Annotated in this window: 22 protein-coding genes, 2 tRNA genes and 4 pseudogenes; 11 read left to right on the forward strand and 17 right to left on the reverse strand. The window is 59.4% G+C overall.

The window, feature by feature from the left end:
* Positions 1-214: 214 nt before the first annotated feature.
* The 3 genes and pseudogenes from VDP61_RS00650 to VDP61_RS00660 form a co-directional block, all read left to right on the forward strand.
* Positions 215-450 (forward strand): annotated as a pseudogene (locus VDP61_RS00650) (hypothetical protein); the annotation flags it as partial.
* Positions 451-480: 30 nt separating this feature from the next.
* Positions 481-894 (forward strand): MbcA/ParS/Xre antitoxin family protein, encoded by a 414-nt coding sequence (locus VDP61_RS00655; protein WP_323005014.1) that lies wholly within the window; start codon positions 481-483, stop codon positions 892-894.
* Positions 888-1,580, forward strand: a complete 693-nt coding sequence (locus VDP61_RS00660; protein WP_323005015.1) for an RES family NAD+ phosphorylase — start codon at positions 888-890, stop codon at positions 1,578-1,580. Before VDP61_RS00655 ends, VDP61_RS00660 begins: the two co-directional genes overlap by 7 nt.
* Positions 1,581-2,062: 482 nt before the next feature.
* On the opposite strand, the gene VDP61_RS00665 is transcribed toward VDP61_RS00660, so the two are convergent.
* The 8 genes from VDP61_RS00665 to VDP61_RS00700 form a co-directional block, all read right to left on the reverse strand.
* Positions 2,063-3,436, reverse strand: a complete 1,374-nt coding sequence (locus VDP61_RS00665) for a HAMP domain-containing sensor histidine kinase (RefSeq protein WP_323005016.1) — start codon at positions 3,434-3,436, stop codon at positions 2,063-2,065.
* On the reverse strand, positions 3,433-4,107 hold the full coding sequence (locus VDP61_RS00670; RefSeq protein WP_323005017.1) for a response regulator transcription factor: 675 nt from the start codon (positions 4,105-4,107) through the stop codon (positions 3,433-3,435). The genes VDP61_RS00665 and VDP61_RS00670 overlap by 4 nt, the downstream gene beginning before the upstream one ends.
* A gap of 67 nt (positions 4,108-4,174) precedes the next feature.
* Complete coding sequence (locus VDP61_RS00675) at positions 4,175-4,525, reverse strand: hypothetical protein (protein ID WP_323005018.1); 351 nt, start codon at positions 4,523-4,525, stop codon at positions 4,175-4,177.
* Between the two features lie 207 nt (positions 4,526-4,732).
* Positions 4,733-4,933, reverse strand: a complete 201-nt coding sequence (locus VDP61_RS00680; protein ID WP_323005019.1) for a hypothetical protein — start codon at positions 4,931-4,933, stop codon at positions 4,733-4,735.
* 206 nt (positions 4,934-5,139) lie between these two features.
* Positions 5,140-6,228 (reverse strand): isocitrate/isopropylmalate dehydrogenase family protein, encoded by a 1,089-nt coding sequence (locus VDP61_RS00685; protein WP_323005020.1) that lies wholly within the window; start codon positions 6,226-6,228, stop codon positions 5,140-5,142.
* Between the two features lie 68 nt (positions 6,229-6,296).
* Positions 6,297-7,388 carry a 4-oxalomesaconate tautomerase gene (locus VDP61_RS00690; RefSeq protein WP_323005021.1) on the reverse strand — a complete coding sequence of 364 codons (1,092 nt, stop codon included), beginning with the start codon at positions 7,386-7,388 and terminating at the stop codon, positions 6,297-6,299.
* A 10-nt stretch (positions 7,389-7,398) separates the two neighbouring features.
* Entirely contained in the window at positions 7,399-9,378 is a 1,980-nt protein-coding gene (locus VDP61_RS00695; RefSeq protein ID WP_323005022.1) for a tripartite tricarboxylate transporter permease, read from the reverse strand.
* Positions 9,379-9,480: 102 nt separating this feature from the next.
* Positions 9,481-10,593, reverse strand: a complete 1,113-nt coding sequence (locus tag VDP61_RS00700; protein WP_323005023.1) for a Bug family tripartite tricarboxylate transporter substrate binding protein — start codon at positions 10,591-10,593, stop codon at positions 9,481-9,483.
* Between the two features lie 181 nt (positions 10,594-10,774).
* Between VDP61_RS00700 and VDP61_RS00705 the strand changes: the two genes are divergently transcribed.
* Positions 10,775-11,446, forward strand: coding sequence for a response regulator transcription factor (locus tag VDP61_RS00705; protein WP_323005024.1), 672 nt, complete (start codon positions 10,775-10,777; stop codon positions 11,444-11,446).
* The gene (locus VDP61_RS00710) at positions 11,443-12,804 is read left to right on the forward strand and encodes a sensor histidine kinase (protein ID WP_323005025.1); all 1,362 of its coding nucleotides are present in this window, start codon (positions 11,443-11,445) and stop codon (positions 12,802-12,804) included. The genes VDP61_RS00705 and VDP61_RS00710 overlap by 4 nt, the downstream gene beginning before the upstream one ends.
* Before the next feature lie 39 nt (positions 12,805-12,843).
* Here VDP61_RS00710 and tcuB read toward each other — a convergent pair whose 3' ends face one another.
* Genes tcuB through VDP61_RS00725 form a run of 3 tightly spaced genes read right to left on the reverse strand, consistent with a single transcriptional unit; the run spans position 12,844 to position 15,999 of the window.
* Positions 12,844-13,941, reverse strand: coding sequence for a tricarballylate utilization 4Fe-4S protein TcuB (tcuB, locus tag VDP61_RS00715; protein ID WP_323005026.1), 1,098 nt, complete (start codon positions 13,939-13,941; stop codon positions 12,844-12,846).
* Positions 13,931-15,322 (reverse strand): FAD-dependent tricarballylate dehydrogenase TcuA, encoded by a 1,392-nt coding sequence (gene tcuA / locus VDP61_RS00720; protein ID WP_323005027.1) that lies wholly within the window; start codon positions 15,320-15,322, stop codon positions 13,931-13,933. Before tcuA ends, tcuB begins: the two co-directional genes overlap by 11 nt.
* Complete coding sequence (locus tag VDP61_RS00725) at positions 15,319-15,999, reverse strand: GntR family transcriptional regulator (RefSeq protein WP_323005028.1); 681 nt, start codon at positions 15,997-15,999, stop codon at positions 15,319-15,321. The genes tcuA and VDP61_RS00725 overlap by 4 nt, the downstream gene beginning before the upstream one ends.
* 74 nt (positions 16,000-16,073) lie before the next feature.
* Between VDP61_RS00725 and VDP61_RS00730 the strand changes: the two genes are divergently transcribed.
* The 6 genes and pseudogenes from VDP61_RS00730 to VDP61_RS00750 all read left to right on the forward strand — a co-directional run.
* Complete coding sequence (locus VDP61_RS00730; RefSeq protein WP_323005029.1) at positions 16,074-17,117, forward strand: AbrB family transcriptional regulator; 1,044 nt, start codon at positions 16,074-16,076, stop codon at positions 17,115-17,117.
* Positions 17,118-17,178: 61 nt separating this feature from the next.
* Entirely contained in the window at positions 17,179-18,156 is a 978-nt protein-coding gene (locus VDP61_RS00735) for a D-2-hydroxyacid dehydrogenase family protein (protein WP_323005030.1), read from the forward strand.
* A gap of 135 nt (positions 18,157-18,291) precedes the next feature.
* Positions 18,292-18,518, forward strand: a pseudogene (locus VDP61_RS17805) (IS3 family transposase); the annotation flags it as partial.
* Between the two features lie 159 nt (positions 18,519-18,677).
* Positions 18,678-19,090, forward strand: a pseudogene (locus VDP61_RS17810) (integrase core domain-containing protein); the annotation flags it as partial.
* Positions 19,091-19,340: 250 nt separating this feature from the next.
* Positions 19,341-19,427, forward strand: a tRNA-Leu gene (locus VDP61_RS00745).
* Between the two features lie 95 nt (positions 19,428-19,522).
* Positions 19,523-20,710, forward strand: a pseudogene (locus VDP61_RS00750) (transposase); the annotation flags it as partial.
* Between the two features lie 147 nt (positions 20,711-20,857).
* Here the strand turns inward: VDP61_RS00750 and VDP61_RS00755 are convergent.
* The 6 genes from VDP61_RS00755 to aspS all read right to left on the reverse strand — a co-directional run bounded on the left by VDP61_RS00755 (position 20,858) and on the right by aspS (position 25,069).
* Positions 20,858-20,933 (reverse strand) — tRNA-Phe (locus VDP61_RS00755).
* 77 nt (positions 20,934-21,010) lie between these two features.
* Positions 21,011-21,199 (reverse strand): DNA gyrase inhibitor YacG, encoded by a 189-nt coding sequence (locus tag VDP61_RS00760; protein WP_323005031.1) that lies wholly within the window; start codon positions 21,197-21,199, stop codon positions 21,011-21,013.
* Complete coding sequence (locus VDP61_RS00765) at positions 21,196-22,242, reverse strand: ribonuclease E/G (protein ID WP_323005032.1); 1,047 nt, start codon at positions 22,240-22,242, stop codon at positions 21,196-21,198. The genes VDP61_RS00760 and VDP61_RS00765 overlap by 4 nt, the downstream gene beginning before the upstream one ends.
* The gene (locus tag VDP61_RS00770; protein WP_323005033.1) at positions 22,239-22,817 is read right to left on the reverse strand and encodes a nucleoside triphosphate pyrophosphatase; all 579 of its coding nucleotides are present in this window, start codon (positions 22,815-22,817) and stop codon (positions 22,239-22,241) included. Before VDP61_RS00770 ends, VDP61_RS00765 begins: the two co-directional genes overlap by 4 nt.
* Positions 22,818-22,821: 4 nt before the next feature.
* On the reverse strand, positions 22,822-23,040 hold the full coding sequence (gene infA, locus VDP61_RS00775) for a translation initiation factor IF-1 (protein ID WP_323005034.1): 219 nt from the start codon (positions 23,038-23,040) through the stop codon (positions 22,822-22,824).
* A gap of 130 nt (positions 23,041-23,170) precedes the next feature.
* Positions 23,171-25,069: an aspartate--tRNA ligase gene (gene aspS, locus VDP61_RS00780; protein WP_323005035.1), complete on the reverse strand. Its 1,899-nt coding sequence runs from the start codon at positions 25,067-25,069 to the stop codon at positions 23,171-23,173.
* Between the last annotated feature and the right edge of the window lie 378 nt (positions 25,070-25,447).

The following is a 25,447-nucleotide window of genomic DNA, read 5'->3' on the forward strand; positions in this document are numbered from 1 at the left end:
CGGCGCTGCTGCCGATTGTGCATTTCCACTTGGAAGTGGTGGGGTGGATAGCCATAGCCGCGCTTGCGCAGGCCGAACAGACGGTCGGTGAACGCCTTACCGTTGCCACGGCCCGGCAGCCGTTTGCTTGCAAACCGTAAGTATCGGTATTGGTCAAGGATGGGTTTCGGCCCATTTTCTGCGATCCCGTAGGCGTGAATTTGGCAGGACGCGCCCCATCGTCGTTGGCACCAGGCGGGTGCCATCACACGGAAATTGGCGCACGGTTGAAGGTGTGGCCTGCCCGGTGGCATGGCTGCCACATCCGGAACAGATCGCCTCCGCCCGGCGCGGCTATATGGGCATTGGTGGCAGGCGCTGGATTGGGTGCGCGATGGGCTGATAGCGGGTGGGTGGGCTGATTGCAGAACCGATCTCACCGGAAACCACATCTTGCCAAATGGCATTTAATCCTTATATTGATGTCAAAGGAGAGAAGCCATGCAATTTGCCACGATCCATCCAACAGCCGCCCGCCCAGACCTTCCCTCCATCACGGACGAGGAGGCGGCCGCCCTTGCGCGCACCACGGTGAACCTGTTCCGCGTCTGGCAGCTCAGCGACATCGAGGCCCGAACCCTTCTTGGCGATATGGCCCAGCGCACATGGGCGCGCTGGAAAGACGGCAGTATCGGCCGGATTGACCGTGATCTGCGGGCAAGGATGGCAATCCTCATGGGGATTCACAAAGGCCTGCGCTATCTCTTCAGCGATCCTGCCCGAGGCTATGACTGGATCAGAAAGCCAAACGCGGCCTTCAACGGCCAAAGCGCGCTCGACATCATGATGCGCGGCGAGATTACCGACCTGATCGACCTGCGCAATTATCTGGACGCCGAGCGCGGCGCATGGTGACAGCGCCGGTGCGTCGCGTGATCTGGCCGCGCAGCGCCCGGATCATCCGCTCGATCTATCCGCCGATTGACCTGTTCGAGGATATCGCTGATCCGGCAGATTGGGAGGCGCTGGCCTCAGCCGAGGCCAAATTCAACCCACGCATCCGCGACAGCATCGGTGATCTGGCAAAAGTACCGCTGGCCCGGCGCATCACTGGCCCCGGTGCCAGTTGGGTCATGGCGCCCTTCGTGCATTGCTCGCCGCTGCGCCCCGGGCGGTTCACCGATGGCACGTTTGGCCTGTATTACGCAGGCGACAGCACCGAGGTTGCCATCGCCGAAACCATCCATCACCACAGCAAAACCATGCTGGCCACGGATGAAGCGCCCGGCTGGACCTCGCAGTTCCGCGAGTTGATCGGTTCGGTGGACGCCGACATGGATGATGTCACGGGGATGGCAGACCTGTTGGACCCCGACCACTATGGCCCCTCGCAGGTGTTCGGCGCCCAGCGCCGCGCAGCAGGCTCCAACGGCATCACCTGGCCCAGCGTCAGGTTTTCGGGTGGCAACTGCATCGCCGCGTTCTGGCCGGATGTGCTGCCGATCCCGACGCAAGGCGCGCATTTTTCCTATCACTGGAATGGAAGTGCCGTCGATTATGTCAAAAAACTGGATACAGGCCAGATCTTTGGCGTCTTTTAACATTGTAAGGCGCCTTGGTTCTTTAGATCAGAACGCTCAAACATTGCAGCGCAGCCTTCTTACCCCGACGGTAAAAACCAACTACGGCAGGTAAACCCCCGCCGCCTTCGCCCCGCAACCGGGCTTGGTGCTGTGCAAACCGCAAAGCGCCACGCCAGCCCCCGTTGCACAACCCGCCCAAAACGGCAAAACTCAAACTCGGAGTCTCGCTCGCGCTGGATAGAAGTTGCGGGCAACGCCATGAGTTCGACGCAGCCAGAGATTACGCCACCTTCAAATTTCCACCATTTTCGCGACACTATCTGAAATCGGTACTAACTGGCATGCGCTGACCTGAAGCTTTGCCGTCTTGTGCTTGGCTTGGCAGGGTGCCTTCTATTGCTGTCAGGGTGTGGTGAACCATCAAAGGCTTTCAGGGCCATTCAACTGATTTTCGAAATGCAATCATGCCTGCGTTGTAGAGTATTTGGACCTTTTGTCATTCAGTTAACTTCGCCACCATCCGGGAACACAATGCGTACCATCAGGCCGGGATGGTTATCCTCCAGCAGCAATTGCGCGTCGTGAAGGGTGCAGATCGCGGCGACGAGGCTGAGGCCGAGGCCGTTGCCTTCGGTGGTGCGGCTTTGCTCCAGCCGGTAAAGCCTTTGCAGAACTTTTTCACGCTCCTCCACCGGAATGCCCGGCCCGTTATCGGCAATGCGCAGGATAACCTGACCATTCTGGCGTGATAGTTCGACCTGAATTGTTGACCCCGTTGGCGTGTGGCGCAGCCCGTTCTCGATCAGGTTGGCGATGGTTTGCGACAGCAAATGGCGGTCGCCGATCACCGTGAACGGGCCAGCGCCGGTCAAGCTGAGGGTCAGGCCATAGCCCTTTTCTTCGGCATCCGCGCCCAGAAAATCAACGACATCTTCGGCGACCGCTTGCAGATCGGTGGGGATCAGGCGATCCCGCACAGCGCCGCCTTCGATCTGCGCCAGTTGCAGCAGGGCCTGAAACGTCTTCACGATACGGTCGGTTTCGTGCAAGGCTTGGCCCAGCAAATCCTCCTGCCCCGCGCTCAGCACCGTCTTTTCCGTGATTTCGTCCAAGATGACGGCAACCCGCTGGATCGGGGTTTTAAGGTCATGCGCGATATCGGCCGAAACCTGACGCATGGAGGCAATCAGCGCCTCTTGTGACGTGGCCATGGTGTTCACGGCGGCGCTGATCGCGGTCAGATCATCGCGGTCATGCGCCGTGACCGGCACGCGCGCAGCCATGTGCCCGGCGGTCAGTTCGGCCAGCGTGGTCTGAATCCGGTCGATCCGCCGCCGCGCGTTTCGGGCGGCAAGGGCCCCTGCACCCGAGGCCAGAATGATTGTGGGCAACAACCCGATGAGAACCACCGACAGGATGATCTCCCCCATCTTTACAACCTGTTCGCGGGTTTTGGCGACCGTGAGCTGCCCGCGCCCGACGCGCTTGGTGCGGGCCAGATAGCTGTCGGCGATATCACCCTGGCTTTCGGCAATCGCGCTGTGGTCGATAATGGTGTAATCCTCGGCCTGCGGGAGTCCGGCGGCATTGGAAATGACCGGCCCACGATCCGGCTGATACTGCAGGATCGTCAGTTCGGAATCGGTGATCTGCACATCGGCTTGCAGCCGCGCGATCAGGGCGTTTTGATCCTTGATGGATTTATAGGTATCAAGGGTCTGGTCAATCTCATCTTCCAGCACCGCGTCGAAATTGGCGCGGATCACGAAATAGGCGGTGGCAAAGCTGGCGGCTGAGGACAAGATGAAGATGCCCAGAAACACCAGCGTCAGCCGCAGCGGGGTAGAGCGTATGGGCCACAACGCGCGTTTCATTCCGCGTCAATCCGGTAGCCGGAGCCGCGCACAGTCTGAATAATCTCCGTCTCGAACGGTTTATCGACCTTGCGGCGCAGGCGGCTGATATGGGTGTCGACCACATTGGTCATCGGGTCGAAATGAATATCCCAGACCGCCTCCATCAACATGGTGCGGGTTTGCACGCGGCCTTTGCGGCGCAACAAATGCTCCAACAGCGCGAATTCGCGGGGCAAAAGGTCAATCGGCTGGCCGGCCCGCGTGACTTTGCGCGTCAGCAGGTTCATTTCCAGATCAGCGGCTTTCAGAACGGTCGGCGCGTCTTGCATCTGGGGGCGGCGGCCAAGGGCTGCGATCCGCGCGCTTAGCTCGCCAAAGGCAAAGGGCTTGACCAGATAATCATCCCCGCCCGCATTCAGCCCTTCAATCCGGTCATCAACCCCGCCGAGAGAGGTCAGAAACAACACCGGCGTGCGGTTTTTCGCCCCGCGCAGGGTTTTCACAAGGCTGACACCGTCAATCCCCGGCAACATGCGATCGACAATCAGCACATCATAGGTGCCGACGCTGGCCTGAACCAGACCTTCGGCCCCGTTGGCGATCAGATCAACGCAATGGCCTTCCTCGCGCAGGCCATCGGCGATATAGCCGCCGGTTTTCTTGTCGTCTTCAATCACCAGAATTTTCATGGCTTGCCCGCTGTCAATAATCGGCGAGGCGTGATGCCCCGCCGATGAACCTTATCAGGGGATAAGATCAGTTGCTTTTGTTTTCGTCCTTGTCGTCCTTATCATCATCCGCCGGGGCCAGTTTCACCGAATTATCCGCCGGATTGACCAGATGCTCGGTCACAGTGCCGTCGGGCATCACAATCTCAACCTCATACATACCAGCATCGGCACCATCCTCTTCAAAATCCGCGCTCATCGCCTTGCCGCCAGTGCTTGTTTCAGCAGCGCTCACCGCCGCCGACAACGAACCGGGGGCCGCCAAAAAGGCCTTTGCCTCGGCTGGGCTCGTATCGGCAAGCGCCATCGTGGCCCCTGTCAGCAAGCCGAGCGACATCAGAGCGGTTGATCCCAGAGCCAAAATTGTATTGCGTTTCATTGTCTTCTCCTTGGTTGCGGGGCAATCACCGTGTCGCCCTCTGTCATCAATATAGGGGGCCTGTATGTGTAGCCGCTTGTCAGGCAGATTACAGATATTCCATGTTTATCGGTGCATGCCACCACCCTCGAAATAAACAAAGGGCGAAGGATTTTCACCCTTCGCCCCTCAAATCGCGTTGCCGCCGGTCTTTCGTTGCACCCAATGTCAGGCGGGCGCTTGATCCGCCTCAAACGGTGCATCATCGGCTGTATCCACCACCCTGCCCTTGATCGCCAGTTTGGCCGCCAGTGCGACCAGAACGCCAATCACAATTGCGGTTGCAACAATCATCAGCCCGGCGCCAATCGCGGCAAACCCACCCAATGCGGCCAAAACGCCCGCGACGATACGATAGATTTTCTTCATGGTTCGACTCCTGTTTCTGTCTGAACCAAACTTGGGTGGCAAAGATGACCGATAGCCGACAGTAAGGTTACAAATCGTCCACAATCCGAAAAACATACATAAATTGCTTACACGAATGGGCCTCAGCCGGTAGGCGCAAACAGGCCAAAACCCTTGTGCCGCAAAGCGGGGCCTTTGGCCTTGCCAATCTTCAGCTTCATATGCGTTTATGGCTTTATAGCCGCTGCGACCGCTTCCCCAAACGCGCGGGTGCCGGAATTTCCTCCCAGATCGCCGGTGCGTTTTTGAGGCTGCAAAAGCACCGTCTCCAATGCTTCATCAATGGCTTTACCAGCCGCGTGCAAGCGCGCATCGCCGCGTTTTGCGCCCAACCAATCCAGCAGCATGGCCGCCGAACCAATCAGTGACGATGGGTTTGCCTTGTCCTGCCCCGCAATGTCGGGGGCAGACCCGTGCTGCGCCTGCGCCATCGCATAGTCAGTGCCCGCATTCAGTGAGGCCGCCAGCCCAAGACTGCCCGCAATTTCTGATGCCAGATCAGACAGGATATCACCGAACATGTTGGTGGTGCAGATGACATCGAACTCTGCCGGGTTGCGCACCAGATGGGCACACATCGCATCGACCAACCGCTCATCATAGGCGATCTGCGGATGATCTGCGGCAACGCTGCGCACGCAGTCCAGAAACAACCCGTCCGATACGCGCATCACATTGGCCTTATGCACCGCCGTTACCTTGCCCGGCCCGGTGCCAGCCTTGCGCCGCGCCTCAGCCTCGGCAAAGGCGGCGTGGGCAATGTTCAGGCTGGCTTTGCGGGTGATTTTGCGAAAGGCCAAGGCAACATCTTCGGTTGGCATCACCTCTCCTGCGCCCGCAAACATGTTGCGATCGGCATAAAAGCCTTCGGTATTTTCGCGCACCACCACCAGATCAATCGGCACACCTGTACGCGGCGCAATTCCGGCACGGCTGCGTGCGGGGCGAATATTGGCGAAAAGATCAAGCCGTTTGCGCAATTCACCCGATGGGTTAAGCCCGCCCTTGTCGCGCGGCGGGTAGGTGTTATGCGACACTGGCCCCAGGATAAGCCCATCACAGCCGCGCACCGCATCCAAGGCGCTGTCGGGGAATGTGCTGCCAGTGGTTTTCAGCGCCTCAAACCCTATCGCCACCTCCTGCCATGAAAGCCCAAGACCAAAGGCTTTATCCGCCGCATCCAGCACAAGTCTGGTTGAGGCCGCAATTTCCGGGCCGATGCCATCACCGGGCAACAGGGCAAGTTTCAATGTCACGATGGTATTCCTTAAACGGTTTCGCGCGCGGTTCAATCGCGGCCATCACAGGGCCACAATTCCAAATTTCAGCCAATCTTCCAAACGCTTGCAGGTACAAAAACCTCACCACGGGCCAGCAACCTGGCGGTGCGCAGCAAGCCCGCAGACCGAAGCTGAAAGCCGTCTGCGTCATTTGTATAATCAACCGTCACATCAATCGAGCCGGAAGGGTGTTCGATGACAACAAGTGCTGGATTGCCTTTTGGTGCTGAAAACAGCCCCTCGGCCACGGTGCCCGGTGTCAGCACGCAAGACGCCAAACATTGCGAGCCGGTGACTGCCATGGTTGGGTGACAATTTTTGGGCATGAAATACCGCGCGGTAATGGTGCCGCCCGCCCTTGGTTCCGAAAGCAGCCCGAATTTTGGCGTAACCGAGCCGGACACATCCCCCATGCCCATCCTTTTGCCGGCCTCCACCCGGATCGGCTCCATCCGCGCGTAAAAATCGCGATTGGCGTCCAGATCGCCAGCGGCCTCATAGCCCGTAAGGCCAAAATCAGCAGCGCGCGCTATGACCATCGGCATGGCAACATCCATGCAGGTCACCTCAATCCCGTCGATCACGTCGCGCACCGAACCCGTGGGCAACAAGGCCCCGGTGCTGGAACCGACAACATCCATGAAATTAAGGTAAATCGGCGCCGCTGTTCCCGGCACCCCGTCAATCGCCGCCGCACCATCGTAACGCACGCCGCCGCCGGGGGTCTCAATAACAGCCTCGACGCGCGCGCCGGTATTGACCGAAAGCACCCGCACGCGGGTCACATCACCTGTCGGCTGAACCAAGCCCATTTCCAGCGCCGCCGGGCCAACCCCTGACAAGATATTGCCGCAGGTCGGTTTGAAATCGACGGTGCGATCTTCAACCGATACCTGGGCAAAGAAGTAATCCACATCCGCCGCAGGATCATCAGACCGCGACAGTATCGCGACCTTGGTGGTCACGGCAGCCCCGCCCCCAATCCCGTCAATATTCAGCGGATGGCCGGAACCGAGCGCGGCAATCAACACTTTGGCCAAAGTGTCACGATCCTGTGGCAGGTCGCTGCGTTTGAAATAAGGCCCCCGCGAAGTGCCGCCGCGAAAGAACCAGAAAGGGATTGCCGTTTGTGTCATCTTCATTCCCTCAACGGATCGGCCAAGGCAGATCATAGGTATTTTGCAACCAGCCCGACGGGAAATTCAGGCTGAGCATATAGGCCAGCCCCAGAATGAACCCTGCTGCGGCAAGCGTCAGCACGCCAGTCATAAGCCAGGTCGCCTTTGCCCGCAGCTTCAGGAAAGCCACGAAAAACAGGATCATCGCGATGTAGAAACCTGCGACCGCCGTGGCCACAACCAGACCTGCAATCCACGCAGGGCCGGTCCAGAACCAGCTATTCCCGCTTTGGCCCACATGATCGCCAACGATTTCATAGTCATAAAACGCCGGATGGTCTTCATGGCCGCGCCACAGGTGAACCAGCAAGATCAGCCCGAAAACCAGACCAACAACCCCAACCCCAAGCGGAAAGACCGCCCCAAGGAAGGATTTATCAATCGCATCCCAAAGGGCGACCGCAAAGAACGCCATCATTGCCAGCGCAAAGCCGATCTGAATGGTGCGGCTGGTACGCGAGGTTGCCACCACGCCCCCGGTGGTGCCGGTATCATCGACACGGTTCTTCAGGCCGAAATAAACCGAGGCAAGGGTCATTGCGGCGATAATCAGCACACCGGGACGAACCAGAAACCCCCAGCCGTTGAACTGCAACGCCTGATAAAAGAACGTCTCGGCCTGCGGGGCCAGCACGAAACCGATCAGCAAGGCCGGACGGGGCCAGCCAAACCGTTTCATCAAGATGCCCACAACCCCAATCGCCAGCAAGGCCACAAGGTCCGACAGATCGCGCGTTGCCTGAAACGCGGCAAAGCAGATCAGGGCGATCATGAACGGTGCCAGATAATGAAACGGAATCTCGGTCAGCCTGGAAATCGGCTGTGCCAGCATCATGCAGATGCCCGCGCCCATGATATTGGCAATCGCCAGCGACCAGATGATCGAATAGGTGATATTCAGGTCCGGGCCGACCATTGACGGCCCCGGCTCTATCCCGATCAATACCATGCCACCCAGAAACACCGCCATAGAGCCGGAACCGGGAATGCCAAACAGCATCGTCGGCAACAGCGCCCCGCCCTGCATCGCGTTATTGGCACTTTCAGGCGCGATCACGCCGCGAATATCGCCATTGCCAAAATTCGGATTGTCTCTGGTCGTCTGAACCGCATGGCCATAGGCGATCCAGTCCACGACCGACCCGCCAAGCCCCGGTATCGCACCGATCATACACCCGATCCCTGAGCAGCGGATGGACAAGAACAGGTTCGCCCACCAGTCCCGCAACCCTTGCAGCCAACCGCTGCCCAAGACGTTGCGCTCGGAGATAGAGGCGTTCTTGCGCAGCAGGTCCGATATTTCGGGGATGGCGAACAGACCAAGGCCAATGATGACCAAGGGAATACCGTCATAAAGATATTCGGTGCCAAAGATCATCCGAAATTCGCCCGTGGCGGGGGCCGCGCCAATTGACCCGATCAAAAGCCCGATCACGGCGGCGGCAAGCCCCTTGGGCAGGCTTCGGCCGGCAAGCACCGCGACCATCGACAAGCCGAAAAGCGCAAGCATGAACAATTCAGCCGAGCCGAAAAGCAAAATCAGCGGTCGCGCGATCAGCACGAAAAACGTCAGAATCACCGCGCCGACAATACCGCCAAACAGTGATGAGATGAACGCAGCCGAAAGGGCCCGCGCCGCCTGGCCCTGCTTGGCCAGCGGAAAGCCGTCAAGAACCGTGGCCTGGCTGGCGCTCGACCCCGGAATCCCCATCAAAACCGATGCAAATGTATCAGACGTGGGGATAACGGCCACAAGGCCAATCAGCATGCCCAGCGCCGAGATAGGGTCCATGCCGTAAAGAAACGGCACCAACAGCGAAAGCCCGGCAATCCCGCCAAGGCCCGGAATAACGCCGATCGTCAGCCCGACCGACACGCCAAGCAGCATATAGGCCATATGCTGGAACGTAAGCAGGGTTGCGAGGGCCGAGAGCAACGTGTCGATCATATCATATCCTCATGCCCAGCGCATGATAACACCGAGCAAACAATGGTTTACGGGCGAGAAATAGAAGTTGGCGGCCCGCCTTTCCGGTGGGCCGCCAAAAGATCACTCGTCAGCACCCAGTTTCACGCCGTAATCTGCAGACAGCATATCAACCACCTGCTTGCGCAGCTCTGCCGAGATGACAGTGCCTTTCTTGAACAGCGAATCCGCGGCCTTGCCAGTCACCTGCTCATAGGTTCCAAGCACGGCTTCCTTGTTGGCTTGATATTCCGGGTCCGCTTTCATCGCGTCCACTGCTGCCTGATAGACATCGACGATATCTTGCGGGGTGTCTTTGGGCAGGAACAGCATCTTTTGCGCCGGGAAGCCGGCGGTAAAGAACGCGAAATAGGCGTCATATTCCGGGCCTTCCGGTGCCTTGCCGGTCATCGTTGTATAGGCCTCGTTGAAATCGGGAAGGTCGGGGAAGGTCGGATCCCGCATCGGGTTGCCGTCTTCATCCAGCGTGCCCCAGCTGAACAGCGGAACAGCGGTGCCTGCCGCAACCAGCGGCTCTACGTTTTTGATATAGGCCGAAGATGTTTGATAGTCGATGTTGGTCTCGCCACGCTCAAACGCCAGACGGCCATCGCCGCGACCCTTGAAGCCAAAGACGTGCTGAACCTCCAGCCCCATCAGCTTGAAGCCCAATAGCGGCACCAGATCAAGCGAGGTCGCACCCTGGCTTGCATAGACCAGCTTTTGCCCTTTGAGCTTGGCAATCTCGGACGGTGCGGTCACGCCGGTTGAGGGGGATGTATAGGCAACGCCACCCGTCGGCGAGGCCATCACGATCTTCCAGTCGGCATATTCATAACGCACGCGCGGATCGCCCAACAGATAGGGAAACTGCGTGGAGCCGGAAGTGCCAAGCAGCGTCAGCCCATCAGGCTTGGCGCGGGCCGCAAACAGGTTGGTGCCTTTGGTCGAGCCGCCACCGGGTTCGTTGACAACCACAATGGTTGGATTCCCCGGCAGATATTTGCCCAGAAGCGGCGCGTTGAAGCGCGCCCAGGTGTCAGAACCGCCACCAGCGGAAAACGGGATGATCCATTCAATCGTTTTACCTTCGAATGTGACCTCTGCCGCTGCCGGCACTGTCAGCCCGAAAGTGGCGGCCGCACCAAGGGCCAGCCCCAGCGCACCGCGACGCGTTGTCGAGAAAAATTTGGTCATGTGTCGTCCTCTCCCATATTGTTTTAACAAGGTTGCCCGATCCTTGACGGTGTTGCATCAAAAAACTTGCGCCCTTCTTACAAAGCCAGCGTGTTTTTCGTACCCCAGGGCAGCTTGATATTGCGCACAGTATTTGCGCATGCTGTCGGAAACCTGTCGAAAACCTATTCAGGGCAAATGAATGCGGATTGTACTTGTCGAAGACAATGAAAGCCTGGCGCAGGGTATCGTGAACGCCCTGCGCGATCTGGGCTATGCCGTAGATTGGCTGGCCGATGGCGAGGAAGCGTTTCGTTTTCTGGCAACCGAAGGCGGAGATATCGCAATTATAGATTTCAACCTTCCCGGACTTAGCGGGATCGAGATTGTAAGGGCGCTGCGCAAACGTGGGTCCACGATTCCGGTGTTAATCCTGACTGCACGCGGAGAACTGAGCGACCGGGTGGCGGGGCTGGATGCAGGTGCGGATGATTACCTGGTCAAACCCTTTGATATGGCCGAACTGACGGCGCGGATCAGGGCGCTGTCGCGGCGGCGCGCAGATATCGGGTCCGGCATCCGCGAAATCGGTCGGATATGCTTCGACCAAACCGCGCGCACGGTGACCGGCCCTGCGGGTGCGATAGACCTTCCGCGCCGCGAACTTGCGCTGCTGGAATGTCTGATGGACCATAGCGGCAGGATCGTCTCAAAAGAGCGGATCGCAGACACGCTTTACGGGGTTGGCTCTGAAATGGATGCCAACGCGGTAGAGCTGCTGATCTCGCGGCTACGGCGCAAGCTGGCGGGTACTGGCGTCACGATCAGGACAGCGCGCGGTTTGGGCTATTTGCTGGATGATGATCCGGCATGAACCACTGGTCTTTGCGCAGCCGCTTGTTTGTGCTTATCATTGTGCCGTTGGTTCTGGTTGCCAGTCTGGCGGCGGCGGCGCGGTTTGTCATGGCCGAACGCATGTCGCAACAGCTTTATGACAACACGCTTTTGACCGTCGCGCTGACAATTTCGCGCGATGTCGTGCTGAGCGAAGGCGATATGCTGACCGAACAGCTATTGGATGCCTTGACCAAGGCGCTTGGCGATCCGGTCTATTACCGTATCGAGGGGCCGGACGGGCGGTTTGTGACCGGCTATTCCGATCCGCCCCCCCTGCCGAAATTCGCCAAGGTTAAATCTGGCGTCCCATATTTTTATGATGCGGTCAGCCTGGGTCGGCCCGTGCGGGTCGTCACCATGCGTGAATTTATCGCAGAGCCGCAATTTGGGGGCTGGGTCACGGTGAACGTCTGGCAAACCATGCATCAGCGCGAGGCGCTTAGCCTTCAGTTGGTCGCACAGGCGGTTGTGCTGATGACGGTTGTGGTTGCCGCTGCTGCGCTTTTGGTCTGGTTCGGCATCAACCTTGGCCTGAGGCCGCTGTTGCAGTTGCGAGAGGCTGTCGCAGAACGCTCGGCCGGGGATTTGCGCCCGATACGGCGCGTCGTTCCGAAAGAGGTGCGCAATCTGGTGGGCGCGGTGAATTCGCTTTTCGCACGGCTGACAGAGGCTTTCGCGCTGCGCGACGCGTTCATTTCCGATGCCGCGCATCAATTGCGCAACCCCATCGCCGCGATTCAGGCACAGGCCGAAGCCGCCACCACCGCCCCGGATGAGGCCGAACTGCGCAAACGCGTGGCAGAACTTGCAGCAACCGCACGCAGAACCGGGCGGCTTACCAAGCAGCTTTTGTCGATGGAGAAGGCGCGCGGCCGTTCTGCGCCCGACACCTGGCAAGCCGTGGATATCGGCGCGCTTGCACAAGACCTGACCCGGCGCTTTGCCGAACAAGGGATGCGCGGCGGGATTGGCGTGTCGTTCAGGGTCTCGGGCGATGCACGCAGCATTCTCGGTGATCCGGTGATGTTATCGGAAGCGATAGAAAACCTGTTGGACAATGCCAGCCGTTACGGAGGCGACGAAGTCGCGCTGGAGGTCACATTCGGGCCCGATGATGTGGCAATCAGCGTATGCGACAACGGCCCCGGCATCGCCCCGGATCTGCGTGACCGGATTTTTGACCGGTTTGTCCGCGGCGAGGATGATGGCTCTGGCGGGTGCGGGCTTGGCCTGGCCATCGTGCGCAAGATCGTAGAGGCGCATGGCGGGACCGCTCATTTCCTTGACTGCCAAGACGGTGCCATGGTTGAAATCCGTCTTCCGCTTGCAGCCTGACGGAAGGGGGTGAACTGCCCCTTCCTCCAGGCTTTGGTGCTAAGCGGTGGTTTTGCTGCCGGTTTGCGCATCACGGATCAGCGCCGCAAGGCGGTAAAACCCATGCACCATCTTGGAGTAAGGCGTGGTCAGGAAAAATGCCAGAACCGCCCCCAGATGCACCGCCAGCAGCGGCGCCACCAGCGCGGTGCCGGTCGCGGCATAAAGCGCAAGCCCGGTGAACCCGGTCAGCCCCAACAGGACCACAAACGCCATCTCTCCGCCCCAGGCACTCGCTGCGCCCAGCGCCTTTTCAGACCGCGTTTTCAGCGAAATCAGCCAGACCGCCCCAACCGTCAGCAGCACGCCCCCCGGCAGGCCAAACAGCTTGGGCAACGAGAACACCCCATAAGGTGCCTCCATGCCAAAGGCATAATGCATCACCGTGCCCGAGGAAGTCGCGGCGAAGCACAGCAAAAAGCCATACATCACCATCTGATGCGCCCAACGCCGCTTGTTGGAAAAGCGGTCGCCAATTTCAAAGTTACAGCCCTGCCCCTGCCCGCCGCCAAGGTTGCGCATACTTGCAGCACTGGCAAAGGCGTGGCGGATATGCGCCCACCGGATGCGCGCGCCGCCCACCTCTACCCAGTAACGGCGCAGGCCGATGCCGATAATGGCCAAGGGGCCAAGAAAAGCGGGGGCGAAAATCGCAACCATGGCGGTATGCGCAAGATAGGCGTAAAACCCTTCGCCCGACTCCGGGCGCAAAGCCACGAGCGCGGCAAACAGCAGCGCAAACCCGGCCACCAGCGCCAAACCGATGGCGACCCCGCTGCGCTGAAACGCGCCGGCAAAAGCGCCCGGCCATGCAAACCGGTCCCAGCTGTCATGCCGCACCTCGGCCAGAATTGCGGGCAGGTTCAGGTTGAACTCATGCGGGGCGGTGTATTGGCAGGCATGATAGCAGCCTTGGCAATTATGGCACAAGCTCGCCAGTTGCGTGATATCACCATCCGCAAACATCCGCTTTTCGGCGATGGCGGGAAACACCGCGCAAAACCCTTCGCAATAGCGGCAAGCGTTGCAAATCTCGACCTGACGGCGGGCCTCTTGGGTCAGGTCCAGCCCGGCAAGGTTTATCGGTTCAAGCGACATATTTAGCGGCCTCCTTGCCTGCGATGCGTCCAAAAACGGTGCCGATGGTCATACCAAACCCCGCCAGATAACCCTGTCCAAGAATTGACCCCGCCATGATTTCACCTGCAGCCCACACATTGACCATAAGACCGTTTGCGCCCGAGACCCGCGCGGTGTCATCCACCTTCAGCCCCAGATAGGTAAAGGTCACGCCGGGGCGCAATTCATATCCGTAATAGGGCGGCTGATTGAGGGGGCGCGCCCAGTTGGTCTTGGGCGGCTCCAGCCCTTCGGTGGCCAGCCCGTCCAGCTCATTGCCATGAAAGGTGCCGGGGCGGCAGGCGGCGTTGAACGCGTCAACCGTTTCTTTCAACGCGGTCGCCGACAAACCCAGCTTTTCACCCAGTTCTTCGATTGTGTCAGCGATGACCGGCGGGAACACCGAAGGCATAAATGAATTGATGCTTTGGCTGTCGATAATGGAATAGGCCACCTGATCGGGCTGCGCCGCCACCAACCGCCCCCAGATCGCATAGCGTTTGGGCCAGACATCCTCACCCTCATCATAGAACCGCTTGCTGTGACGATTGACGACGACCGAGAACGGCACACAGTCCAGCCGGGTCACGATACCGCCGTCAAACTTTGGCGCGCGCCCGTCGATGGCAACCGCGTGACATTGCGTCGGGTCACCCACCGATTCCGCGCCCTGATCCAGCATATCCTTGAGCACCACACCGCGGTTATAGGGCGTGCCGCGGATCAGAAAGTTCCTGGCGGCAGGCCCCCAGGCGCGGGCCAGCCAATCCAGATCGGCCTGAAACCCGCCCGAGGCAAGCACCACCGCGCGCCCATTCACGCGCGCAACCTCTCCCGAAATCTCGCAATCAACCCCGCTGAAGAGTCCGTCTTTGATATCCACATGCTTGACCTGCGCCTCATAGATCACGGTCACGCCCAGATCTTCGACGCGGTTGTAATAGGCATTCACCAGCGCCTTGCCGCCCCCAAGGAAAAACGCATTGGTACGCGACAGCGACAAAGTCCCCGAAAGCGAGGGCTGAAACCGCACGCCCTGCCGTTCCATCCACGGCAAACACGTCTCAGAGGTGCGAATCGCCAAGCGCGCCAAATGCTCATCGGTCTGGCCTTTGGTCACCAGCAACAGGTCATCGTAATATTCGGCTTCCTCATAGGAATCGGTCAAAACCGACAATGGCCCTTGATGCATACAGCGAAAGTTGCGGGTATGGCGCGAGTTGCCACCACGATAATCTTTCGGTGCGCCCTCCAGAATGATCACACTCGCCCCGGCCTCTGCCGCCTCGATCGCGGCACAAAGCGCGGCATTGCCCCCGCCCACCACGACAACATCCCAGAGTTTGTCTATTTGGTTCATAGTGGTTGGCTCCCTTGTTCTTCGGATCGAAACTGGCGCAGCCGCATGGCATGGGCCGCGTTGATATGGGCCCGCATCAGCGTCTCTGCCCGGTCGGCATCGCGGGCCTGAAGCGCTGTCAATATCGCCTCATGCTCGGCCTGCGCCTGGGTGACACGGCCCGCATCTTGCATCGTGGTGGGGCCAAGGATCAGCAGCGTTTTTTCCAAACCGGCCACTGCATCCAGCAAAAAACGGTTGCGGGCCGCATCCAAAAGCGTGCGGTGAAACTGACGGTTCAGCGCATACAACCGCGGCGCTTGCGCCGGCGTCAACGCCATCTCATCCGAAATCGCCCGCAATTCGGCCAGTTCCACATCTGACGCGGTACGCGCGGCCAACCGCGCGGCGGTGCCTTCCAGCACGGTGCGCATCTCATAAAGCTCGGTCACTTCTGAATAGGTCAGCCGGCGAATACTGGCACCGACGCGCGGCACATGCACCACCAAGCCATCCGCCTCCAGCGCGCGGATCGCCTCACGGACCGGGGTGCGGCTGATGCCCAGACGATCCGCAAGGTCGGTTTCGGTCAGCCGATCACCGGGGCCAAGCGCACCCGAGCGAATTTCAGAGATCAGCCGTTGGTAGGCATCCTGACCCTGGCTAAGATCACGGATTGGCAGGGGATTGGTGGCCAAGGCAAACTCCGGGGTTGTCTTTTGTATACACTTGGATACAGTCGGATTCATTACTTGTCAACGAAAGTTCACTCATGCCTTTTTCGGCCTCGCTTCAGCCCTTTACCCGCACGGCGGGCACCTTGCTTTTGGCCGCCCTTGGTGCGGCGTTGTTCAGCGCACTGGGCTTGCCGCTGCCGTTTTTGTTCGGCCCTATGCTTGCCTGCCTGATTGCGGCATTGCTGGGCGCGCCTTTGCGTGGCACAGGGCAAGTTGCAGTGGCCGCACGCACCATTCTGGGCGTTGCGGTTGGCGCATCCATCACCCCTGATCTTGTGACCGTGCTGCCGCAAATGGCGCTGTCGGTCGCGCTGATCCCGCTTTATATCCTGTGTATCGGGCTGGTTGGCGTGCCGTTTTTTCGGCGCATCTGCGGATTTGACCCGGTCACATCCTATTACGCGGCCATGCCCGGCGGCTTGCAAGACATGGTGATTTTCGGGACCGAGGCCGGTGGCGATCCGCGCGCCTTGTCATTGATCCATGCCACGCGGGTTTTGATAATTGTCACCGTCGCACCAATCCTGCTGACACAGGCCTTTGATACCCCGCTCAGCCACCCTGTCGGCGCACCGATTGGCGACATTGACATCATCGAACTTGTGCTGATGGCGCTTGCCGCGCTGATCGGCTGGAAGGTAGGCGAGCGGATCGGCTTGTTCGGTGCCTCCATCCTTGGGCCGATGATCGTGACTGCCGCGCTGTCGTTGGCAGGCCTGATCCATGCACGCCCGCCTGCCGAGGCCATTTTGACCGCACAGTATTTTATCGGCATCGGCATCGGCGTGGGCTATGTCGGTGTGACGCTGGCCGAATTGCGGAAATTTGTGCTGGCAGGCGTTGCCTATGTGATTTTACTGGCGCTTCTGGCAATTGCCTTTACCGAGTTTGTCGTGCTGACCGGCCTTGCCGCACAGGTGGAAGGGTTCTTGGCTTTTGCCCCCGGCGGGCAGGCAGAAATGACGGTTTTGGCAATCGTCGCCGGGGCAGATCTTGGTTTCGTAATCGTGCATCACCTCACACGTATCGTGCTGGTCATCACCGCCGCCCCTATCGTTGCCCGTTATATGAAGTTCTAGCCGTCTTTTGCGGTGCCTGCCCGCCCGAAGCCGCGCCTGAAGCCATCAAAAAGAGGTCACTATGAAGGTCCATATTCTTGACGATTGGTTTGACACCCTGCGGCATTTGCCCTGCTTTGAAAAGCTGCGCGGCCATGACGTGACAATCTGGAATGACCATCCCCCCACCACCGCCCTGCTGGCCGATAGGCTGGCCGAAGCCGAGGCATTGGTGCTGTTTCGCGAACGCACGCCCGTAACCGCCGACCTGTTGCAACGCTTGCCAAAGCTGAGGCTGATCAGCCAGCGCAGCGTATACCCGCATATTGATGTGGCGTCCTGCACGGCGCAGGGGGTGCTGTTATGTTCCAACATGCATGCCGATGGCCATTCCGTCGCAGCAGCGGAATTGACCTGGGCGCTGGTGCTGGCCTGCGCCCGCCAATTGACGGCGCAGAACGCCGCAATCAAGGCCGGGCAGTGGCAAATGGGCGTCGGTCAGTCACTGGCAGGGCGCAGATTGGGGCTATATGGGTATGGGCGCATCGCGCAGGCTGTGGCAGGCTATGCCCGCGCCTTTGGGATGGAGGTAGTCTGGTGGGGCTCCGATGCCGGACGGGCCCGCGCCGTTGCTGCAGGCGAAACGCTGGCCGAAAGCCGCGCCGCCTTCTTTGCCGACAGTGACTTTATCAGCCTGCATGTGCGGCTGAAACCAGAAACCCAGGGGATCATAACCCTTGCAGATCTGGGCCGGATGAAACAAAGCGCCAGCTTTATCAACACCTCGCGCGCAGGGTTGGTGCAGGCGGGGGCGTTGCTGACGGCGATGCGTGCAGGGCGGCCGGGGCGCGCGGGGATCGACGTGTTTGAAACCGAGCCCCTGACGGCGGCGGATGACCCGCTGGTCCATCACCCCAATGTCATCGCCACCCCGCATATCGGCTTTGTCACCGAAGATGAACTCGACACCCAGTTCGCCGATATCTTTGATCAGATCAATGCATTTGCAATGGGGAACCCGATCCATATGATCAACTCTGCGGTCTGGCCCCGGAAGTAGAACCTGTTGCGGTTTTTGAGATTCGAGGGCCCGGACAGATCAGCGTCATGGCATTTCCCCGTGTCGCCCAAGTTCGTGAATGCCCTGATGTGACTGCGAATCTCTGATCCCCCGATGTCAAAAGCCGCTGCCGTGGGTCAACGCCGAAAGATGGCCAAGAATGCAGTGGCGCGACGCGGGGCCAGCATCGCCTTGGCCCGCCGTGCCTTTGGTGTCAGCGAGACCTGTTATCGCTATGGCCCCAAGCTGCGCGCCGAGAACGAAGAAATTGCCGATCTTCTGACCGGTCTGACCGATGCCCGCAAAGCCTGGGATTTGGCCTGTGTTTTCTGCACCTGCGCAACGTGAAGGGGCCCCCATGGGCCTGTTACCCGGCAATGCATGTTTACATGCATGAGAGGGCACAAACGCGTCTATCCACTGGCCGTCAGGTGATTGCGCCGCAATCACCGTCAGGCGGATCTACTGCGAGCTGGCAGTTAAACCTGCGGATCAAGCCGCGCAAGCGACTGAAGCGGGACATCCGTAGCCTGGACAGGATCATCGAATGGCGCGGCAAGCCCGGCACCATAAGGGTCGACAATGGCCCCGAATACATCAGCGAAAAGCTGATGAAATGGGCCAAGAAACATGGGGTTACCATCCAGCACATCCAACCAGGCCAGCCCCAGCAGAACGCTTATGTCCGCCGCCCGGCAGATGATACACCGCATCGTCGAGAGGGGAGCGCTACAACCGCACCGTCCAGCATGAATGGCTTGACCAATACATCATCGAAAGTATCGAGGAGGCACAGGATCACGCCACGCAATGGCTCTGGACATACAACAACGACCGCCCCAACATCCCTCTCACGGTTTGCAGGCAAACCGTTGCCGGGCAACGGGGCATCGGTGGCATCACACCCGCCATGAAACTGAAAATGGCCGCGTAAGTTCTGCGAACGCACCCCGTTAAAAATGGGGGAGATGACCCCATCCCTATCTCTGCATAGACGGTTTTCAGACTGTTGAAATAGAGTGTCGGAGTATTCGATTATGGCGACGTGGTGGAATAGTGCACACAAGACACTTAAAATCTGTCTTTCTGCTTCCAGAAGCGTATTGTTTACATGTGATTAAGGCACTACTGATGTTTTTGGGCCTGAATTAGACCCAATGGAGAGTTCAACGACTACGCGCTATGCGGGCGTGCTGGAATGGTAGACAGACCAGACTTAAAATCTGTTGGGGCTTGTCCCCGTGTGGGTTCGAGTCCCACCGCCCGCACCACTTTCAATGTAGTTAACAGGCTGCTGAAATAGTTCTGCCTCGACAGAAATTTGAGAACATGATTCACCCTTTGCACGGCAAGGGCGGGGGTGATGATGCGCGGGACGGATGGGACGAGCGGGTCGCTGTTCAGCTATGTCGATCTGGAGGAGCGTATCCCGCCGCGACACCCCCTGCGCAAGATCAGACAGGTGGTCAATGACGCGCTCTCCAGCCTCGATGCCGAATTCGAAGCGCTTTACACTGATTTCGGCCGCCCTTCGATCCCGCCGGAACGGCTGATCCGGGCGAGCCTGCTGCAAATCCTGTTCCCGCTCCGATCCGAGCGGCCGTTGATGGAGCAGATGGATTACAACCTGATGTTCCGCTGGTTTGTCGGGCTTGGAATTGATGACCCAGTGTGGGGTGAAGAGCGTCTTGGAATTGATCCAGTGGATCAATTCAGCCCTGAACGGGCGGAGCCCCGGGCCGAAGGCCCAGCGTGTTCACGAAGAACCGCGACCGGCTGCTGAGCACGGAGATATCGCGCAAGGGGGTGGCGGCAATTTTGGCTCACCGCGAGGTGGCGCCGCTCTTGTCGGATGAGCATTTCTCGGTCGACGGCACGCTGGCGAAAGCCTGGGCGTCGATGAAGAGCTTCCAGCCGAAAGCCGATGCGGCCCCGCCTGACAATGAAGGGCGTGGCGATCCGCCCGATAACGCCGCCGAGACCGACCAGAGGCCCCGCAAAACCAAACCCCACCGGAATGCCGAGATCGATTTCAAGGGCGAGAAGCGCTCGAACGCCACCCACGCTTCGACCACGGACCCGGAGGCACGGCTCTACAAGAAATCGCCCGGCACCGCTGCGATGCTGTGTTTCATGGGCCATGCGCTGATGGAAAACCGTAACGGGCTGATCGTGCAGGGCGACCTGACCCAAGCCCCCTCTCGGCAGCATGCTGCGCATGCGCCTGCCGGGCAATGGACGGTCATGCCGAACGCAAGGCAGCGTAGGACATGACCGTCATTCCCCCGGATCGACCCGACGGCTGACATTGGGGGCCGACAAGGGTTATGACGCGAACGAGTTCGTCGCCAACCTGCGCAAAGCCTGCGCCACGCCGCACGTCGCCCAGAAATCGTGATATTCAGCAATCGACGCCAGAACCATCCGGCACGAGAGTTACGCCCTGTCGATCAAGCACCGCAAACGGATCGAGGAGGCCTTTGGCTGGGCCAAGATTGTCGGCGGCATGGCTCAGATCATGTATCGCGGGATCGGGCGTGTCCGTTCAAGGTTCATCCGGATTGATCCCCATCAGGTTGCCAAGGTTGGTCGGTCAACGAAGGAAACAACATTTGCAGTCCCGGTGTTGTCCCGAGATAGCACAACGACCCATATACTATACAAGGACAGAATAATGAGCGTTATTTTTAAGGTGTTTAAGTGGTGCCCGGAGACGGATTTGAACCGCCGACACGCGGATTTTCAATCCGCTGCTCTACCAACTGAGCTATCCGGGCACGTAGGGTGGGTATTATGACACAGGACCGAGGCTGTCCAGAGGAATTGCGCAAAATAATCACATGATCGGTGTGTTTTACTGGCGCAAAGAACCACCGTCTTCCAAGCGCGCTGCCCCCTCATCATCCTCGTCTTGATCTGTCACTGCCGCCGGGATCGCGTATCCGCCGGTCAGCCACTTGCCAAGGTCAATATCGGCGCAGCGGCGTGAGCAGAAAGGCTTGTATTTGGCATCACTCGCGCGCGCGCAGATCGGGCAGTTCATGGCCTGCCCCCTGCCAGCACTTCGGCCAGGGCCAGACGGTCGCGTTTGCGAACCAATTCATACAGGCCCAAAGTGGTCCAGCCCACAAGGCTGGTTTCTGCCGCTTCGCCTTTGAAGGCCGCGCGCAGCACTTGGTCCAGCACTGCCCGATCGCGTTTTGGCATCGGCGCAAAATCAATCACAATCTGGCCACCCAACCCGCGCAGCCGCAGTTGGCGCGGCAATTCGCGGGCGGCAGCTATATTGGCCTTGAGGCCCGCCGCCGGGCTCGTATCCCCGCCCGTATTCACATCCACGGCCAGCAGCGCGCGGGTCGGTTGCAACATCATGTGGCCCGCGTCGAGCAAATTCACCCGCGGCTCCAACACCGCGTCGATCATCTCCAGCACACCCAAATCCGCAAAACCGCCTTCGATCACCTCATCCGGTGCGGGATCGGCCCAATCGCGCCACGCGGTTTCATGGGCACCGGCCCCCTCTACCAGCAATTCCGGCCCGCCGTTGGTATCGGCCAGCACGGCCTCGGCCAGATCACGCACAGCGACGATATCGGCAGTAATATCAGCCGGGTCCACGCCTTCACATGCCGAGCGCAGGATAAGACCAAGCGTTTCGGATGCGCCGTTCAAGGCGGCATCGGCCAACGCCTCCAACGCCGCGCGGATATCTTCATCCTTGATACGGCGAGAGATATTGCGGCCCGGCGCCCCCGGCGTGGCAATCGCATAGCGGCTTTTGAACAGCAGCCGCGTCGTAACCGGCACAGCTTTGCCCGACTCGGCAGGGCCGGTAACCTGAACCAGCAGCCGCGCCCCCGGCGCGATGCCGGCAGTCTGGCGCAAGAACCCCATGCCCCCGGGCAGTTTCACAAAAACCCCGCCCTGCCCTTTCATCGGACGGTCAGCGACCACGCGATAAATCGCGCCCGGCAACGCCTGATCATCTGCCGGGTCGACCAGCAAATCCTGCAAATGGCCATCAACCAGCAGCGCTGCCGCAGGTCGTCCCTGCACCTCATCCAGAACAACGCTACGGCCCTTCATGGCTTTTCCTTCCAAAGCGGGTAGCCCGCCGTTGCCAACATCGCGGCGGTTTCCGCCACAGGAAGCCCCATGATCGCGGTGAAAGACCCCGAAATCCACGGGATAAACGCGCCAGCCATGCCCTGAATGCCATAGCCCCCCGCCTTGCCGCGCCAGTCATTGCTGGCAAGATAGGCGTTCAACTCATCATCCGACAATCGCTTCATCTTGACGGCTGAAACCACTTCGCGCGTCCACATCTTATCCCCTTGGCGCAGTGCTATGGCGGTAATCACTGAATGTCTGCGCCCGCCAAGGGCCAGCAAGAACGCCGCAGCCTCGCCCGCATCGGCGGGTTTGCCCATGATTCGGCGCCCCAGCGCGACCGTCGTGTCGGCGCAAAGCACAAGGTCTTCGGCCCCTGCCGTCACAGCCCGCGCCTTTTCGCGCGCAATCCGCGCACAATAGGGGCGCGGAAGCTCGGCCTTCAGCGGGGCCTCATCTATATCAGGGGGCAGCACGGCGTCCGGCACCACACCAATCTGCGCCAACAGGTCAAGCCTGCGCGGGCTGGCAGAGCCAAGGATCAACCGCATGCGCTTACTTGAAGCGGTAGTTGATGCGACCCTTTGTCAGGTCGTAAGGTGTCATTTCCACCTGAACCTTGTCGCCAGCCAGCACGCGAATACGGTTCTTGCGCATCTTGCCGGCCATCACCGCGATCAACTCGTGGCCGTTCTCAAGTTCGACCTTGAATGTCGCATTCGGCAAAAGTTCCTTCACGACACCGGGGAATTCGAGAATGTCTTCTTTGGCCATGGTCACTCCAATAACGTTGAGCCCGCAAAAATGCGAGCTTTTGCGGGCATATGCGCCCAATGCGCCTGATTTTCAAGGGCAAAGTGCAATTCGGGCGGCCTCATGCGGCAAAACATAGGGCCAAAGCCGCCTATTCCTTTGGAATCACGCGCAGATGCAATTCGCGCAGCTGCTCATTTGTTGGTTCTGACGGCGCGTTCATCAGCAGATCTTCGGCGCGCTGGTTCATCGGGAACATGATCACTTCGCGGATATTCGCCTCATCTGCCAGCAACATCACGATGCGGTCAATCCCCGCCGCACAACCGCCGTGGGGCGGCGCGCCGTATTTGAAGGCTTTGACCATACCGCCGAAACGCTTGTTGACCTCATCATTCGGGTAACCCGCGATTTCAAAGGCTTTGTACATGATTTCCGGCTTGTGGTTGCGAATACCACCCGAAATCAGCTCATACCCATTGCAGGCAAGGTCATATTGATAGGCGTAAACCTGCAACGGATCGCCCTGCAGCGCCTCCATCCCGCCTTGCGGCATCGAGAATGGATTATGGCTGAAATCAATCTTGCCTTCGTCGTCTTTCTCGAACATCGGGAAATCAACGATCCACGCAAAGCGGAACGTATCTTTTTCCGTCAACCCGAGTTCATTGCCGATCTCATTGCGCGCACGCCCCGCGACCGCCTGGAAGGTTTCCGGCTTGCCGCCGAGGAAGAAGGCGGCGTCGCCAACACCGAGGCCGAGTTGTTGGCGGATGGCTTCGGTGCGCTCTGGGCCGATGTTTTTGGCAAGGGGACCGGCGGCTTCCATCCATTTGCCATTTCCCAGGTCAATCCGATCAGATTTCCATTGCTCAGCATTGGTCAGCGCTACGCCATGTGCGTGGTTTGCAGCGGCGGGGTTTTGCATGTCGTTGCCGCCAAGTTGCTCATAAGACGGCATCTCAACTTCACGCCAGAAAATATACCCCATCCCCGGCAGCCCTTGCTGTTGCGCAAAGGCGTTCATGCGGTCGCAGAACTTGCGGCTACCACCTGTCGGCGCGGGAATCGCGCGGACTTCATTGCCTTCATTCTCCAGCAGCTTGGCGAAAATGGCAAAGCCGGAGCCGCGGAAATGCTCGCTCACGTCTTGCATCTTGATCGGGTTGCGCAGGTCGGGCTTGTCCGACCCATACCATTTCAGCGCGTCATTATAGGCGATCAGCGGCCAGTCGGTATCAACTTTCTTGCCGCGGCCGAACTCCTCAAATATCCCCTGAATAACCGGCTGCGTGGCGGCAAACACGTCTTCTTGCTTGACGAAAGACATCTCAATATCAAGCTGATAGAAGTCGGTTGGGGATCGGTCTGCGCGCGGGTCTTCGTCGCGGAAACAGGGCGCGATCTGGAAGTATTTGTCAAATCCCGACACCATGATCAACTGTTTGAACTGCTGCGGCGCTTGTGGCAGGGCATAGAATTTGCCCGGATGCAGGCGCGACGGCACCAGAAAATCCCGCGCGCCTTCGGGTGACGACGCGGTGATGATCGGGGTTTGAAACTCGTTGAAACCCTGATCCCACATCCGGTTGCGGATAGAGCGCACGACGTTGGACCGCAGCATCATATTCGCGTGCAGTTTCTCGCGGCGCAGGTCAAGGAAGCGGTAGGTCAGGCGGGTTTCCTCGGGGTAATCCACCTCGCCAAACACCGGCATCGGCAGCTCATCCGCAGCGCCCAGCACTTCCATGTCGCGGATATAGACCTCAATCTCACCCGTTGGCAGCTTGGGGTTCACCAGTGACGCATCCCGCGCCTTGACTGTGCCGTCAATCCGGATGACCCATTCAGCCCGCACCTTTTCCAGCGCGGCAAAGGCGGGGCTATCGCTGTCAGCCAGAATTTGGGTGATGCCGTAATGGTCGCGCAAGTCGATGAACAGCACGCCGCCGTGGTCGCGCACCCGATGGACCCAACCCGACAGGCGGATATCCTGCCCGACATTGCTGGCGTTAAGTTGGGCGCAAGTATGGCTGCGATAGGCGTGCATCATAATTCCCTTTCCAAGGGCTGGCTTTCCGGTTCAGCGTGATACACATCGGGCCAAGCCCAAAGTCAAGCCCGCGTGGCGTAATTGCCCCGTAAACACCCCCCCGCCATCAGCGCCAAAGCCTGTACCCACGCCGCCAGCGCCCCATAAGCGCACCGTCATTTGCCCAGACATCCAAGCATGCCTTGACATTCGTCGTTTATACCCTCATCTGGACCTCATTCGAGTGCCCGTGCCGCGTGAGCATGTGAACGGCCCGAATAACTGGTTCCCACCGTCACGCAGGGGTTCCGCGGTGCCGACGGGGTGTTTGCAAGTGCAGGCATCCGAGGCGCGCGCCGCTCCCTTTTGCCGCTGGTGCGGCGCTAGGCGCGTGGT

This window comes from Pseudorhodobacter sp. (assembly GCF_034675685.1).
Taxonomy (GTDB): domain Bacteria; phylum Pseudomonadota; class Alphaproteobacteria; order Rhodobacterales; family Rhodobacteraceae; genus Pseudorhodobacter.

Bases quoted from the DNA above. Each gene is read 5' to 3' on its own strand.
- VDP61_RS00710 (WP_323005025.1), top strand. From the start codon at position 11,443: ATGAACCACTGGTCTTTGCGCAGCCGCTTGTTTGTGCTTATCATTGTG.
- VDP61_RS00770 (WP_323005033.1), bottom strand. From the start codon at position 22,817: ATGCGGTTGATCCTTGGCTCTGCCAGCCCGCGCAGGCTTGACCTGTTG.
- VDP61_RS00695 (WP_323005022.1), bottom strand. From the start codon at position 9,378: ATGATCGACACGTTGCTCTCGGCCCTCGCAACCCTGCTTACGTTCCAG.
- tcuA (WP_323005027.1), bottom strand. From the start codon at position 15,322: ATGAACCAAATAGACAAACTCTGGGATGTTGTCGTGGTGGGCGGGGGC.
- VDP61_RS00675 (WP_323005018.1), bottom strand. From the start codon at position 4,525: ATGAAACGCAATACAATTTTGGCTCTGGGATCAACCGCTCTGATGTCG.
- VDP61_RS00700 (WP_323005023.1), bottom strand. From the start codon at position 10,593: ATGACCAAATTTTTCTCGACAACGCGTCGCGGTGCGCTGGGGCTGGCC.
- VDP61_RS00705 (WP_323005024.1), top strand. From the start codon at position 10,775: ATGCGGATTGTACTTGTCGAAGACAATGAAAGCCTGGCGCAGGGTATC.
- aspS (WP_323005035.1), bottom strand. From the start codon at position 25,069: ATGCACGCCTATCGCAGCCATACTTGCGCCCAACTTAACGCCAGCAAT.
- VDP61_RS00680 (WP_323005019.1), bottom strand. From the start codon at position 4,933: ATGAAGAAAATCTATCGTATCGTCGCGGGCGTTTTGGCCGCATTGGGT.
- VDP61_RS00735 (WP_323005030.1), top strand. From the start codon at position 17,179: ATGAAGGTCCATATTCTTGACGATTGGTTTGACACCCTGCGGCATTTG.
- VDP61_RS00655 (WP_323005014.1), top strand. From the start codon at position 481: ATGCAATTTGCCACGATCCATCCAACAGCCGCCCGCCCAGACCTTCCC.
- VDP61_RS00670 (WP_323005017.1), bottom strand. From the start codon at position 4,107: ATGAAAATTCTGGTGATTGAAGACGACAAGAAAACCGGCGGCTATATC.
- VDP61_RS00765 (WP_323005032.1), bottom strand. From the start codon at position 22,242: ATGAAGGGCCGTAGCGTTGTTCTGGATGAGGTGCAGGGACGACCTGCG.
- VDP61_RS00665 (WP_323005016.1), bottom strand. From the start codon at position 3,436: ATGAAACGCGCGTTGTGGCCCATACGCTCTACCCCGCTGCGGCTGACG.
- VDP61_RS00730 (WP_323005029.1), top strand. From the start codon at position 16,074: ATGCCTTTTTCGGCCTCGCTTCAGCCCTTTACCCGCACGGCGGGCACC.
- VDP61_RS00690 (WP_323005021.1), bottom strand. From the start codon at position 7,388: ATGACACAAACGGCAATCCCTTTCTGGTTCTTTCGCGGCGGCACTTCG.
- VDP61_RS00660 (WP_323005015.1), top strand. From the start codon at position 888: ATGGTGACAGCGCCGGTGCGTCGCGTGATCTGGCCGCGCAGCGCCCGG.
- tcuB (WP_323005026.1), bottom strand. From the start codon at position 13,941: ATGTCGCTTGAACCGATAAACCTTGCCGGGCTGGACCTGACCCAAGAG.
- VDP61_RS00760 (WP_323005031.1), bottom strand. From the start codon at position 21,199: ATGAACTGCCCGATCTGCGCGCGCGCGAGTGATGCCAAATACAAGCCT.
- infA (WP_323005034.1), bottom strand. From the start codon at position 23,040: ATGGCCAAAGAAGACATTCTCGAATTCCCCGGTGTCGTGAAGGAACTT.